The following is a 13,137-nucleotide window of genomic DNA, read 5'->3' on the forward strand; positions in this document are numbered from 1 at the left end:
TTCCTTCATCAATAGCTAAATCAAATATATTTTTATGTATAAAGTTAATTGTTAATCCACTCTCTTTAGCCCGCTCTCTCCCCCATCTCAAACTTTCTTCAGATGAATCTACGGCATCAACATGACAACCTTTTTCAGCAAAAAAGATTGCATTTCGCCCGGGACCACATCCTATTTCCAATACTTTACTCCCAGGAACAAACAAGCCCTTGTCGAAATAATCTACCAAGTTTTCATCAGGCTGATTAGAAAAAAAAGGTACATTCCGATCACGATTCAAATAAAATTGATCCCAGTCAAACCTGGTTTGCTCTTTTAATAATTGATCCATCATCTTCAGCAAATCTTCATGGCTATAAATAGTTTCCACTACTTTTTCCTGCCTCTCTAAATTTATCATCCAATCTTATTTTACCATTTTATAACAATTATACATACTAAGACTACATTACTATTAGAGTCGTTTGGAATGATAAATACTTATGTACGACGTTTTAAAATAGCATGTAAAAGCCAGGATTATAGCGGCCTTTTAATGAACGTACAATTCGATATAAAAATTCCAGTTTCAGAAAATGATGTTTCACCTGAGAGTCGAATGGTTTTCTATTTGAGTATGACAAAGGGTCCATGATAAACATGGACCCTTTGTTACGCAAGAGCACCGTCTGGATTATAGGCGGATATATCGATATCCGTTTCTTGCCCGACTATTAACTTTGAGAGCTGTGACGCGATAAATGGACCCATCGTCAGTCCTGATGCCCCTAGGCCATTTATGACATAAAGATTAGAGTGATGCGGCATACGGCCGAATACGGGAAGGAATCCAGGAGTAAAAGGCCTGAAGCCAACCCTTGTTTCGGTCAAACCTGCATTTGCAAGACCGGGAGCAAGCTTAGTTGCTTTCGTTAGTACTTCCAGTACACCGCCTGCCGTTACCCCGGTATTCATCTCTTCATCATTTTCGTGCGTAGCACCAGCTATTATCCGTCCATCTGGAAAAGCAAGCAGATATTGATCGTTGGGCGGAATAATTACTGGCCAATCATGTGTTTCGGCATGGGTCAGCTTTAAATGACAAATCTGTGCTTTCTGAAAACTGACTTGCATCTGATATCCTAAGGGTTCTAATAATTGACCGGCCCAAGCACCAGCAGTAACTACGACCTGATCAGGCATCCATTCTTCATTGCCAGCTGTCACAACGATTCGTTCTGCTTTCATAGAAAGCTGTGCTTCGGCTGATACGAATCGTGCATTGTACTTCCTGGCTGCCCGCTGTAAGGCATTTCGCAAAGCCCGGCCATCAACGCGAGCAGCACCGCTGACATGTACCGCTCCATATCCTTCAGTAAGCATAGGAAATAACCGTTTTGCTTCGTTTTCGTTCAGAAGGGTTATCTTGCCCATCTCCGGTGCATCCGTTTTGCGCATTTCAGCACGTTGAAGCATCGCATCCAGTTTTTTAGGATCCTCATGCAGGCTCAATGCACCTACACGGGCATAACCCGTTTCAGTTTCTCCATCTTGACGAAGTTCTTCAATTATTTCCGGATAAAAGCGAGCACCACCTTTGGCCAGCTGGTACCAATCTTTATTTCGACGCTGAGATAACCATGGACAAACAATCCCTGCTGCAGCATCTGTCGCTTGTCCTTTATCAAAACGATCGATCACAGTTACCTGTAAGCCCGCCTTGGCAAGCTTATATGCGGTAACCGACCCTGCTATACCTGATCCGATTATTGTTATATGCATATACACCGAACATCCTTTTCTTCATTTAACTACAATATACCATAGCATAATCGACCTTTTCTCAGTATGATTATCGAATGTGACACAGTAAAAATAACCTGAACATTCTTAGACGGACCATAATGATGGAGATAGACTTACTTTGGATTTTTAGAAGTGATAGACTAGTTGCATCTCACCAAAGCAATAAAATCAATCATGAACTAGCAAAAAACCTCTCATACGAGAGGTTTTTAAAAGCAATCCTTCTATCTGTTTATACTCAAAAGTCTCTTTCTAACGTAAGTACCAATGCTGAATTTTCCCTTTATTGGCTATCTCCTGCTATACTTTTGTCGGAACCCAGCCTTTTGTCTGCAGGATGATGTTCCAAAGCGGTTCTGGAAGGCCATGACGATCTTCACGAGCAGGATCAATCAAGCTGGTAATTTCGTCTTCGCGTCCTTCTTTGATCTTTGTAACGAATTCCGGGTCGATTAACATTTCACGTCCCATGCCAATCAATGGTACTCCTGTATCTTTGGCTGCAGCCACGTCTTCGGCAGAGTATAAGGATCCGACGCCAATTAGAGGCATTCTATTATTGATGCGTTCCTGGATTAGATCAATGCGTTTGACACTCGCAACCGCACCGCGGCGTGCTGTGGAATGGAAGTCCATTAAAGATACATGCAGGTAATCCAATGGCTTTTCCACTAGAGCATCAATCAGCTCAAGTGTTTCTTTCATCGTTAATCCAGGAGTTTCCGGTTCCTCAGGAGAGAAACGATAACCAACAATAAAGTCTTTGGAGCCGTGTTTATCAACAGCACTTCTGACTGAGTCGATGACAGCCAATGGGAAACGCAAGCGCTCGCCCCATTCATCTTCACGGCGATTGGAAAATGGAGAGTAGAATTGTTGAATAATATATCCATTTGCACCGTGAATTTCGACGCCATCAAAACCAGCTTCGATAGCTCGGCGAGTTGCTTCGCCGAAATCAGCAACGATTTGCTGTATTTCTTCAGTTTCCAATGCACGTGGTGTAGCTGTACCTTTCTTTTCTACAGCACTTGGAGCAACTACATCCCCATTTGGCACTAGATCTGCCCCAGCTTCCCGTCCGCCGTGGTGAAGCTGTATGATTGCTTTAGCTCCCTCGGCTTTTATTGTATCTGCCTGAGTTTTCAGGCCTGCTATATATGTATCGCGTACAATGGATGGCTGTCCTGGGAACGCCTTTCCGTTATCGGATACATTTGTTGCAGCAGTAATGACCAAGCCTATATCCTTGGAACGCTGCGCAATATATGGAAGCTCCTGATCAGAAATCGTACCATCAGGATTGGAAGAGTAATGTGTCATTGGAGCGAGTACGAACCGGTTTTTCAGCGCAACGCCATTTGGCAGTGTAAAGCTTTCAAAAAGAGATGCGTATTTTTCATTCATGAGCTATTCCTCCTTTGTATGACCTTTATTCTAGTGAGTTACAAAAAGGGTAGCAAACAAAATGCTCATTCGTAAGTTAGTTATTATTTGTAACAATCTTGTACAGAAGAAGCTCATTATTGGTTTTCTGGATTCAGTAGTTAATGATTTCAGATTATGAATTCGTCAAAATTTATTGTTTTTATATTGATACAAAAGTTATTCATGTTAATCCAATCAATCATCTTTCTTGCTATACTCTCTTTTATAACTCTCTAGTAATCTGCGCATTATTTATTCAACAAAATTCCCCCCTGAAAATATAGTTACTTATTCGTAATAAATTTAATATTATTTTCATCTAAATGATATTGATAATCGTTATCATTTACAGTATACTATTTTTAGAACACATCATAAAAGCCATAGAACATAAATCCCCCCCTCTTGCATAAAGGCCCTAAGAGTAGTATCTTAGGGCCTTTATCTATTTATCAAATTCTAAATCCTATCATTTCCATATACTTCCTTACCTTTGTTATGATTGAATCATTACATGTTAAGGGGGTTTTTTTATGAATAACAAAATTCAGCTAGGTAAAACAGACTTACTTGTAAATCCGATAGGCCTTGGAACTAATGCAGTTGGAGGACATAATATCTACCCAAATCTCGATGAGGAAACTGGACGTGAAATCGTACGGACTGCCATCGATCATGGCGTGAATTTTATTGATACTGCCTATATTTATGGCCCGGAACGGTCAGAAGAATTAATCGGAGAAATTGTTAAAGAAAAAGGCAATCGTGAAAACCTTGTTATAGCTACAAAGGGGGCTCATAAGTTCATCGAAAATGATGTGGTAGTTGATAACTCCCCTGCATTCCTTATTAAAACTGTCGAAGAAAGCCTAATGCGTTTACGTACAGATTATATAGATCTCTTCTACATCCATTTCCCAGATCAGAATACACCAAAGGATGAAGCAGTCGGCGCCTTAAAGGAATTAAAAGATGCCGGGAAAATCCGTGCAATCGGAGTATCCAATTTTTCGTTGGAGCAATTAAAAGAGGCCAATAAGGATGGATACGTTGATGTAATCCAATCTGAATACAATTTATTTAAAAGAGATGCTGAAAAAGAGCTTCTCCCCTATACCGCCCAACACAATATATCCTTTGTTCCGTACTTCCCGCTGGCTTCCGGTCTTTTAACTGGAAAATTCACAAAGCATTCTACTTTTAGTGACGGACGTTCTCGTAATCCATTATTTCAGGGAGAACTATTTGAGCAAAACCTAAAAAAAGTAGAACAACTACGCAAGATTTCGAAAGCTAAAGACGTTGAAATCGCTCATCTTGTCCTGGCATGGTACTTGGCGCAGGATTCAATTGATGTTGTTATCCCTGGCGCAAAACAGCCGGAACAAGTCGTTGATAATCTTAAAACACTGGAAGTTATGTTATCCCATGAAGAAATCCAACAGATTAGTTTAATTTTCGAATAAGAATGGAAAAGCAGTCTATGAAACATATTGTGAAGTGGAATCAAACAGATGATTTACTTAAGCCAATCGTTTCTCTGTATCAACAAGTATGGACTATTGATACTGACTGTACAGAACAATTCAAACGACATATGAACTACGAAGGTTTTAGAGGATATATATATCTGAATGAAGAAGAGATTCCGGTTGGATTCGCCTATGGTTACGCTTCTCTACCGGGTCAATATTATCGTGAACGAATAGCAAACAATCTAAAATCCGATATATCCAATGCATGGCTAACCAATTGTTTTGAGTTCGTTGAATTATGCGTACACCCATCCGTGCGCCAAAAAGGAATTGGTTCGCTATTACATGATTCCCTATTGAAAGGCATACCTTTTGATACAACTATATTAACGACTCAGCACTCTAATCTGGCTGCAAGGAATCTATATGATAGAAAAGGATGGACTGTCATCAATGATTCCTTCTTCCCTAATGAAAAGACAAAAGAACGATATCTAATATTCGGCAAAAAGCTGTCATAGCTTATATTAAAAAAATAAGGAGAGCAGCCACACCGGCACTCTCCTTCTATCTTTATATTAACCTTGTATTTGATTGATTTTTGCAAGCGCCTGGTCAGTACTCCAGAATATATTGTCTTCTCCAACAACCTCCAGAATACCACCTCTTTCAAATCTGCTAAGAACTCTCCGCTGTACTCCGCTAAAGATGATTTTTACACCTTCTTGTTTCTTTAATTCACAGAATTCTACCATAGCTTGTACTCCTGAACCGTCAATGGAGGATACTCCACGCATGGAAAGGATCATAACACCTTGATTAATGTCTTCAAGGCGCTCAGTCAACGAGCTCACCGTTGCAAAGAATATAGGACCGGTGAGATAAACTACCCGAATATCTTCGTATGTCTGATTTGATTTTATCCCTTTTCCTTCTAATTTTTCGATATCAACTTTACTGATATTCATTTCTACGTCGGCACTGTTAATAACAAACAATATGGCTGAAAGGGCAATTCCTGCAACAATGGCAACCGTTAAATCAAACACAACGGTAGCTAACAATGTTAGCAAAAATTTAAAGATAGCGCCTTTGAATTTGTGAGAAAAGATATAATGGATACTTTCCCATTCATTCATCCGCCATGCCGTCACAATCAAAATACCCGCTAATGCAGACATCGGTATACTCGACATAATCGGGCTGAGGAGAAACATTGACAAAAGCAAACCAATCGCATGGAAAATCCCCGTCAATCTTGTTACCATACCAGCTTTAATCGCTACACTCGTACGGGCAATCGCAGCAGTAGCCGGAACACCGCCAAAGAATGGGATAATTATGTTCCCAATTCCCTGTGCAACCAGTTCTCGATCCCCATTCATTTTTTCTCCAACCATACGACCGGCAGATGCCCCGCATAATAAACTTTCAATCATTCCTAAAGCCGCAATACTGATTGCCGGCCATATCAAGGCTTCGATTTTAGCAAAGGATAAATCACCAAATACCAGTCGATTTTCCGGTAAAAATGTTTTTGGTATATCTCCCACGACAGCTACCGGTAACTTTAAAACGGCATTAATAACTAAAACAATCAGTAAGGCTGCCAAGGATGATGGGATTATGGCGTTCCATTTTTTCGGCCATACAATCATCGTGACAACTGTTATAATACCAATTAATAATGTAGCAAAATCAGGATTAAAACCATTCTCTATATAAGACATGATTTGGGCAATTGGATTCTCCCCGCTCGATTCGACTCCAAAAAAGTTATCTACTTGTCCCATCGCTATAATGATAGCAATTCCTGATGTAAACCCCGTTATAACTGGCATCGGTATGATAGAAACGACACGGCCAAATTTTAATAGACCGGCAATCACCAATAGGATACCCGCCAGCAAACAGGCAATAAATACTCCATCAAGTCCATACTGGGCAACAACAGCGATCAATATAGCTGACATCGCTCCCGTTGGTCCTGATATTTGATAGGACGCACCTGATAGCATACTGATAATTAATCCTGCAAGAATCGCCGTAATTAATCCAGCAGCCGCATCCGCCCCACTGCTCACCCCAAACGCTAGAGATAAAGGGAGTGCAACAGCGGTTACTGTAATACCAGCCATAATATCTTTACGTAGCTTTTCAGAATTATAGCCGGCAAATTCATTATGCAAATCGTGAATATATTGTTTAAGCATGCTGATTCTACTCTCCGTAATAATATGATAATAATCGCAACCTTATTATTATACTGACCTTGGATAATGAATTCTATTAACAATCAATTCCAAATCATCCTAGTACAAAAAAGAGAATGATATATCGAATATTAACGTAATTTTCCCCATAAATTTAAGGAGTACTATATCGTAATCTCTATTCAGCACTCCATTTAGGATATATAAATAAAATCCAAAAGTTTACAAAATAACCTATAAATGCATCATAAAATATTGTAGAATTAACTTTTAATACCATTAGAAAGAGTGAGTTACTCTGTATAAAAAAGTCTTCAAGTGGCAAATTGGCCATCGTTTCTTCTGGAGTTTATTATCAATCGGATTTATCTGGGTATGTTTAAACTTAGGTTCACTTTTCTATGTTAAAGGTGAATTCGCTTCATCGAACAAAGTGCTGAAGCAGCTAGATTCTATGAATCAACATGTCCTCGTACTCTATCAATCTTTAATTGATCAAGAGACCGGACAGCGCGGATATAGTTTATCTAAAAATGCTACCTTTCTTGAACCATTTTATGAGGGATCTGAAACCTTCAAGCAAACATCCGAAAAGCTCAAACAGGATATCACTATTTTTCCAGATGTCAGTGAATCTGTCAGCACCCTAATTGCCAGCGGAGAAGTTTGGAACAAGGAGTATGGATATGTTCAAATTAATATAACTAAAAATAATAAACAGATTTCCAATGATAAGCTTGCGGATAGTAAAGTTGCCTTCGATACCATACGTCACGACTACAAAGAAGCAACGAATGACATCAAGCAATTGAAATTAAAATTGGAGGAGCGTTCACAAAACAGAGTGATGATTATTCTAACCATTTTTTGTTTTGGAATTCTGCTTATGCTGGTACTGGCTGTTTACTATATCATCCGGCATTTAACCAATTTGGTTCAACCGATTGTTGAATTGGAACATAGCGTTACTTCTTATTCCATGAAGGACTTTTCGGTTTCTGTCCCGAAATATCATAAGGATGATGAATTGGGCCGATTGATCACCGGTATCGAACATATGCGTACCGAACTAAAGGAGAAATTTTTCACACTTGAATCTATCGCCTATAAAGATGGGTTAACAGGGATTAATAATAGGAGAACGGCAGATTACTATTTAACAAATTTTATAAATAAAGCTCCTATGGAAAATGATTTAAGTATCATATTAATAGATATCGACCATTTCAAGGATTTCAACGATAAATACGGACATTTGGAGGGAGATCGGTCGTTAAAACACGTTGCTTCAGTTTTGCAGAAACATGTCAAAACCTTTGATGTACTTGCACGTTTTGGCGGTGAGGAATTCATTCTAATTTTGCCGAAAACTAAATATCTGTGTGCGTTGAAGGTCGCTGAGCGCTTACGGAAAGCGATAGAAAAAGAAGCTCTTGAGACATATCAAATCAGAGCGAGCTTTGGTGTAACCACCTTTGAAAAAGGGGATACCTATACTTCTCTTATTCATAAAGCAGATAAAGCGTTATATAAGGCGAAAGCAAAAGGAAGAAATTGCGTTGAACTTATGCTTATAGATATTGAATCACTCAGCTAAAATTAAAGGCTGAGTGTTTTTTATCCATTTCAGGGTACACAGCACCAAGCATCATGGCGATTCCACCACCAAAAGCTCCGAAAGAAACAAATATCAGTAATAGACTAAGGAATAGACGAATATACGTACTCAACTCCCTCACCCTCTCTCCTTTGTATCTATTTTAATGCATAAAATATGAAGTGCTAATCTTAAGCTCTATGACTCTCCGATTCTCGGATATCCCAAATTACTGTTTAACATGCTAGTCCCCCTATCTAAAAAAGCCCAAACTAAAAAGCATTCCTATCCTCTTCCATTAAAAAGATAGAAATGCTTAAAAAACGTTCCCTAAAACTTAAGTTTACTACTTTACATACCTACCATCTCCACGTAGGTGTGTAAAGTGTTATAAAAAGAATGTCTCCTGACTTAGGATCTTCATTTTTTCCATATTCGTGCAGAATAGTCAAATATCCGTTTTAGGAATCATCCTGATGATGCGGTCGTCTTTATCTGATGGATTCCCTCTGCCGTCCCTATTATTCGTCATCATATATAAGGTTCCATCCGACGCTTCGATGATATTTCTGATGCGCCCATACTGATCTTTAAAGAGCGATTCTATGCTTTTCACCTGTTTTCCGGACTCATCAAGCTCTACCTTAAGAACCTGCACGCCACGCAGATTAGCAATCAGCAATTGGTTTTTATATTCACCCTTCGAGACAAATGTCATTCCTGACGGGGCCCATGTTTCAGTTGCGCTATGAGCAATCGGCGTTTCCATTCCCTCTTTTGCTTCATCCCCCTGAATGATTGGCCATCCATAATTTTTCCCTGCCTCAATCAAATTAATTTCGTCATGTGCTGATTGACCATGCTCCGAACTGAATAGGTCTCCAGTAACAGGATGCCAGGCAAGTCCCTGCGGATTGCGATGCCCGTAGCTATAGACAGGCGATCCCTTAATTGGATTATCATCCGGTATGGAACCATCAGGATGGATTCTAAAGATTTTCCCGCCCATGCTTGTCCTATCCTGAGCTAAGTCAGGTTCATATCGATCTCCTGCTGTAATATAAAGCATCCCGTCTGGCCCAATCTTTATTCTCCCACCATTATGATTTGTATCTCCAACAATTCCATCAAGAATCACTTTTTCAATTCTTGCTTGATTGTCATCTACTACAAGACGAAGAACGCGGTTTTTGATTTCACCATTATCTTCGTAGGAGTGATACGTATACATAAAATGATTCGTTTGGAAATCAGGATCAAGCGCCAGTCCAAGTAATCCTCCCTCTCCTTCACTGATAAAAGGCGCTGGCAAAGACAGGAGAGGTTCTTCCATTACTTTCCCGTTACGGATTTCTCTTATTTGGCCAGGCCGTTCCGTAAAAAATATTCGTCCATCCTCGGCTATAACCAATTCCCATGGCACATTGAGACCCTCAGCAACGACTTCTACCTCATAGGGCTGCTTTTCATCTGTCTCAGGCTGTTTGACAACCGTGTCATTTCCCTCTTCCTTTGAACAACCAAGCAGAGCCATAACAATCAAAAAAGGGAGTATCAAGCGAAATGTTTTTTTCATATTGGCCTCCTATTTATATAATTGGGCTTTTTCGATGATTCTTCTATAGAGGTCATACACAGCGATTACTACTTTTCAGGACGTGTCGGAGGATACCCCTGCGTATTCCGATATGCCTTCCGCTCGTCCGTAAAATCAGACCATACTAACACACTATTCAATTCATTGGCGTGATAAACAATACAGCGGAGTTGATCTTCCACACAGGGATCGACCCGGCATCCAACCAATTCTTCATAGCGGTCGAATAATTCTGCTGGATTTTCATTTCTAACGTCGTTTACAGAATAGAATCCCAGTACTTGTACCATCATTTTAGATGCACCCAACCCGATTGAAGGGATTTGCTGAAAGTCTAACAGACCTTTTAACTCCTTAGCCCGGTCTGCAGAACAGTTCAGTATGGTTTTTAATTCCTCTGTTGTTTTCGTTGGTATTTGGTCTATTCGAACCCTGTTTTTACGAAGATTACTCCGTTCCGTCCCCGATAAAGGCAGTTTCATATTTAGCCTCCTCTTATTCTTAGTTTTGTTAAATTTTATCATAATCCTTTCATACAGCTAAATGATATCGTCCAAGATATAAATACTATATAGAATCTCTTGAAATATTTGAGTAAATTATCCATAATAGAATAACTTGGGAGGAAATGAAAAAATGACTAATTCTGAAGCAAATATCACCTTATTTCGTGCAGTTAATGACATTGGTAAAGAGTATCCGGACATCAATCCACTATTTATTTTTTTTGCTGAATATACAGTATACTGCTTAATACTTGTTCTATTGTTTTACTGGCTAACTCGTAATACTAGAAATAAATTAATGGTTGTCAGTGCTGTTATTGCTTTTTTTATCGCCGAAGTAACTGGCAAGTTAATTGGTATGATTTATTCACATCATCAGCCATTTGCCGTTTGGTCCGATGTAAACAAGTTAATTGAAAAAGAGGTTGGAAATTCTTTTCCGAGTGATCATACGATTGTATTCTTCTCAGTTTGTATAACCATTGCCCTCTTTCGTAAACGATTCTGGTATTTATGGACGGCTCTTGCACTCCTTCTTTCTATTTCCCGCATCTATGTAGGAGTCCATTACCCAGTTGATATTTTAGTAGGTGCCCTTCTTGGAATTGGTGCGGCTCTGATTGTTCACAAGATCATACCTAAACAAAAATGGATTAGACAATCCATCGCTCTATACGAAAAGGGCGAAAGTTATCTATTTAACCGAAATAAAAGTATTTAATCAATGTTCATTGCAACAATGCAGCCGCCGACTAGATCGGTGGCTTTTTTATGTATCTTTTTAAAAGAGGCTATGTTAAGGTTTAATCGTCTGAAGATTGCGTCCATTTGTCTTTAGGCAGTATATTACCAGGGAGGTTAATTATATGAATATGAGACTATATCGCAACTTAAAAAATATCAAGGGGAATACGGCTAAATAAAAGAGCGCTTCCCCAAATTAGAAAGGGGAAAATTAGTTGAATCAACTATTATTAATTATTGATGCCCAACAGGAACTGATAGATGGGAATCAAGATATGAGGGCTGTTTTCAAAAAAGAACAGCTTATTCAAACTATTAATTTAGTAATTAAAAAAGCAAAAGAGGCAAATTCCTCGATAGTTTGTGTAAGGGATCTTGATGTAGCCGGTGGAAAAGGAAAAGGATTTCAAGTGCATGATGAAATTCATCTACCTGCGGAAACAAAATTCTTTGACAAAGCAGCAACGAATTCCTTTCACGGAACTGGACTATTAAATTATTTAAAGTCCAGTGAAATTAATCATATTGTTATAATGGGCTGCGAGACACAGCATTGTATTGATAGTGCAGTCAGGACAGCTACTATTAATGGCTTCGATGTCACTTTAGTTGGTGATGGACATTCCACAATCGGCAATGATATTTTAAGCCCGGAACAAATCATAAACCACCATAATAAAACACTTCATGGCCACTACAATATAGAACATTTTTCTATTGTAAGAAATGCGGAAGATCATTTATTTCATCCCAGCCATGATTCATACCGATAAACAGCAACAGGATCCCAATTCTTAAACAAATTGGGATCCTGTTTGTTTTACTCAATGAGTATCACTGGATTTCTTTTCTGTCGGTTTATCAAACAGAGCTAATATGAAGACGGTACTGATAATACAGATTGTACCAAGCCATTCAGCTATTCCAAACGTAACATGCAGCCAAAGTATGGATACAACCGCTGCAGCAACCGGTTCCACAGATGCCAGCACGCTTACCTCTGTAGCTCGAATATATTTCATACTTTCCAAATAGCATATAAACGGTACAATCGTACCAAATATAATTACAAAAATAACAGCAAGTACTGCATAAAAGCTCCATTCTCCCTTAAACTCCCATGGAGGATTATAGAATGAAAAGCAAACTCCTCCTATTAGCATTGCCCACCCTAAAACGAGAGTTGAACCCCATTTAGGAAGCAGTTTACGCGGAAGCAAAGTATAAAATGCTAAAGCGAATGCCGAACCAATTCCCCACATCAAAGCACTAACCGAAATCGATAAACTATGTATATTTCCTCTAGTTGCAATCAGAAATGTCCCCAATATGGCCAAACCTACAACAAGGATCTCTTTATTTGTAGGCAGCCTTTTTGAAATCAAGGCAAAATAACAGGTAATGATAACTGGTGTTAAGTACTGTAAAACGGTGGCCGTAGCCGCATTGGAATAATTGATAGCCATAAAAAACGTGTATTGCACAGCCAATAAACCTAAAATGCTGAACAATAAAAGACTTCTTGCGTCTTTCTTGTCCTTCCAAATAGCACCTATCCTACTCTTTACTTTTAAAGAGACCAGGAACAAGAGAACCATTCCAGATACAAGCAAGCGAATACCCACAACCCATTCCGGGGTAAATCCGGCATAATGAAATAAATACTGCGCTACTGTTCCACATACTCCCCATAAAATACCGGCAGTTAATACCAGTAAAATTCCTTTAACTCTCGTATTTTTCAATAAAATCATGCTGTTCCCTCATATATTTCATAGTTTACAGTGCTATT

At 39.1% G+C, this 13,137-nt stretch carries 13 protein-coding genes; 5 read left to right on the forward strand and 8 right to left on the reverse strand.

Translation table 11 applies throughout. The annotated features are described in order from the left end of the window. The 3 genes from AC4D4A_RS15330 to AC4D4A_RS15340 form a co-directional block, all read right to left on the reverse strand. A partial coding sequence (locus AC4D4A_RS15330) for a class I SAM-dependent methyltransferase (RefSeq protein ID WP_490996787.1) occupies nucleotides 1-334 on the reverse strand: 334 nt, incomplete at its 3' end. A 317-nt stretch (nucleotides 335-651) separates the two neighbouring features. Then, on the reverse strand, nucleotides 652-1,761 hold the full coding sequence (locus AC4D4A_RS15335; protein WP_490996682.1) for an NAD(P)/FAD-dependent oxidoreductase: 1,110 nt from the start codon (nucleotides 1,759-1,761) through the stop codon (nucleotides 652-654). A 324-nt stretch (nucleotides 1,762-2,085) separates the two neighbouring features. Beyond that, nucleotides 2,086-3,192 (reverse strand): NADH-dependent flavin oxidoreductase, encoded by a 1,107-nt coding sequence (locus AC4D4A_RS15340; RefSeq protein ID WP_490996683.1) that lies wholly within the window; start codon nucleotides 3,190-3,192, stop codon nucleotides 2,086-2,088. Between the two features lie 554 nt (nucleotides 3,193-3,746). Here AC4D4A_RS15340 and AC4D4A_RS15345 point away from each other — a divergent pair. After that, nucleotides 3,747-4,679, forward strand: a complete 933-nt coding sequence (locus tag AC4D4A_RS15345; RefSeq protein ID WP_490996684.1) for an aldo/keto reductase — start codon at nucleotides 3,747-3,749, stop codon at nucleotides 4,677-4,679. A gap of 17 nt (nucleotides 4,680-4,696) precedes the next feature. Then, nucleotides 4,697-5,209, forward strand: a complete 513-nt coding sequence (locus AC4D4A_RS15350) for a GNAT family N-acetyltransferase (protein ID WP_490996685.1) — start codon at nucleotides 4,697-4,699, stop codon at nucleotides 5,207-5,209. A 57-nt stretch (nucleotides 5,210-5,266) separates the two neighbouring features. Here the strand turns inward: AC4D4A_RS15350 and AC4D4A_RS15355 are convergent, their stop codons facing one another. Next, complete coding sequence (locus tag AC4D4A_RS15355) at nucleotides 5,267-6,901, reverse strand: SulP family inorganic anion transporter (RefSeq protein ID WP_490996686.1); 1,635 nt, start codon at nucleotides 6,899-6,901, stop codon at nucleotides 5,267-5,269. A 454-nt stretch (nucleotides 6,902-7,355) separates the two neighbouring features. On the opposite strand from AC4D4A_RS15355, the gene AC4D4A_RS15360 reads away from it, so the two are divergent. After that, the gene (locus tag AC4D4A_RS15360) at nucleotides 7,356-8,498 is read left to right on the forward strand and encodes a sensor domain-containing diguanylate cyclase (protein ID WP_490996687.1); all 1,143 of its coding nucleotides are present in this window, start codon (nucleotides 7,356-7,358) and stop codon (nucleotides 8,496-8,498) included. Here AC4D4A_RS15360 and AC4D4A_RS15365 read toward each other — a convergent pair. From AC4D4A_RS15365 to AC4D4A_RS15375, 3 genes are all read right to left on the reverse strand, one after another. Continuing rightward, a complete protein-coding gene (locus tag AC4D4A_RS15365) occupies nucleotides 8,491-8,631 on the reverse strand; it encodes a hypothetical protein (RefSeq protein ID WP_490996688.1) in 141 nt (46 codons plus the stop codon). The two genes, AC4D4A_RS15360 and AC4D4A_RS15365, sit on opposite strands and share 8 nt — an antisense overlap. A 315-nt stretch (nucleotides 8,632-8,946) precedes the next feature. Beyond that, entirely contained in the window at nucleotides 8,947-10,074 is a 1,128-nt protein-coding gene (locus AC4D4A_RS15370; protein WP_490996689.1) for a PQQ-dependent sugar dehydrogenase, read from the reverse strand. Between the two features lie 68 nt (nucleotides 10,075-10,142). Beyond that, nucleotides 10,143-10,577: a helix-hairpin-helix domain-containing protein gene (locus AC4D4A_RS15375; RefSeq protein WP_490996690.1), complete on the reverse strand. Its 435-nt coding sequence runs from the start codon at nucleotides 10,575-10,577 to the stop codon at nucleotides 10,143-10,145. A 154-nt stretch (nucleotides 10,578-10,731) separates the two neighbouring features. Here AC4D4A_RS15375 and AC4D4A_RS15380 point away from each other — a divergent pair, with 154 nt between their 5' ends. Together AC4D4A_RS15380 and AC4D4A_RS15385 are read left to right on the forward strand one after the other, a co-directional pair. Beyond that, on the forward strand, nucleotides 10,732-11,322 hold the full coding sequence (locus AC4D4A_RS15380; RefSeq protein WP_490996691.1) for an undecaprenyl-diphosphatase: 591 nt from the start codon (nucleotides 10,732-10,734) through the stop codon (nucleotides 11,320-11,322). A 238-nt stretch (nucleotides 11,323-11,560) separates the two neighbouring features. Then, nucleotides 11,561-12,118, forward strand: coding sequence for an isochorismatase family protein (locus tag AC4D4A_RS15385; protein ID WP_490996692.1), 558 nt, complete (start codon nucleotides 11,561-11,563; stop codon nucleotides 12,116-12,118). Nucleotides 12,119-12,169: 51 nt separating this feature from the next. Here AC4D4A_RS15385 and AC4D4A_RS15390 read toward each other — a convergent pair whose 3' ends face one another. Further along, nucleotides 12,170-13,099 (reverse strand): EamA family transporter, encoded by a 930-nt coding sequence (locus tag AC4D4A_RS15390; protein ID WP_490996693.1) that lies wholly within the window; start codon nucleotides 13,097-13,099, stop codon nucleotides 12,170-12,172. Nucleotides 13,100-13,137: the final 38 nt, after the last annotated feature.

It is taken from the genome of Pradoshia sp. Z5_111 (genome assembly GCF_058267535.1).

Bases quoted from the DNA above. Each gene is read 5' to 3' on its own strand.
- AC4D4A_RS15335 (WP_490996682.1), bottom strand. From the start codon at position 1,761: ATGCATATAACAATAATCGGATCAGGTATAGCAGGGTCGGTTACCGCA.
- AC4D4A_RS15340 (WP_490996683.1), bottom strand. From the start codon at position 3,192: ATGAATGAAAAATACGCATCTCTTTTTGAAAGCTTTACACTGCCAAAT.
- AC4D4A_RS15345 (WP_490996684.1), top strand. From the start codon at position 3,747: ATGAATAACAAAATTCAGCTAGGTAAAACAGACTTACTTGTAAATCCG.
- AC4D4A_RS15350 (WP_490996685.1), top strand. From the start codon at position 4,697: ATGAAACATATTGTGAAGTGGAATCAAACAGATGATTTACTTAAGCCA.
- AC4D4A_RS15355 (WP_490996686.1), bottom strand. From the start codon at position 6,901: ATGCTTAAACAATATATTCACGATTTGCATAATGAATTTGCCGGCTAT.
- AC4D4A_RS15360 (WP_490996687.1), top strand. From the start codon at position 7,356: ATGAATCAACATGTCCTCGTACTCTATCAATCTTTAATTGATCAAGAG.
- AC4D4A_RS15370 (WP_490996689.1), bottom strand. From the start codon at position 10,074: ATGAAAAAAACATTTCGCTTGATACTCCCTTTTTTGATTGTTATGGCT.
- AC4D4A_RS15375 (WP_490996690.1), bottom strand. From the start codon at position 10,577: ATGAAACTGCCTTTATCGGGGACGGAACGGAGTAATCTTCGTAAAAAC.
- AC4D4A_RS15380 (WP_490996691.1), top strand. From the start codon at position 10,732: ATGACTAATTCTGAAGCAAATATCACCTTATTTCGTGCAGTTAATGAC.
- AC4D4A_RS15390 (WP_490996693.1), bottom strand. From the start codon at position 13,099: ATGATTTTATTGAAAAATACGAGAGTTAAAGGAATTTTACTGGTATTA.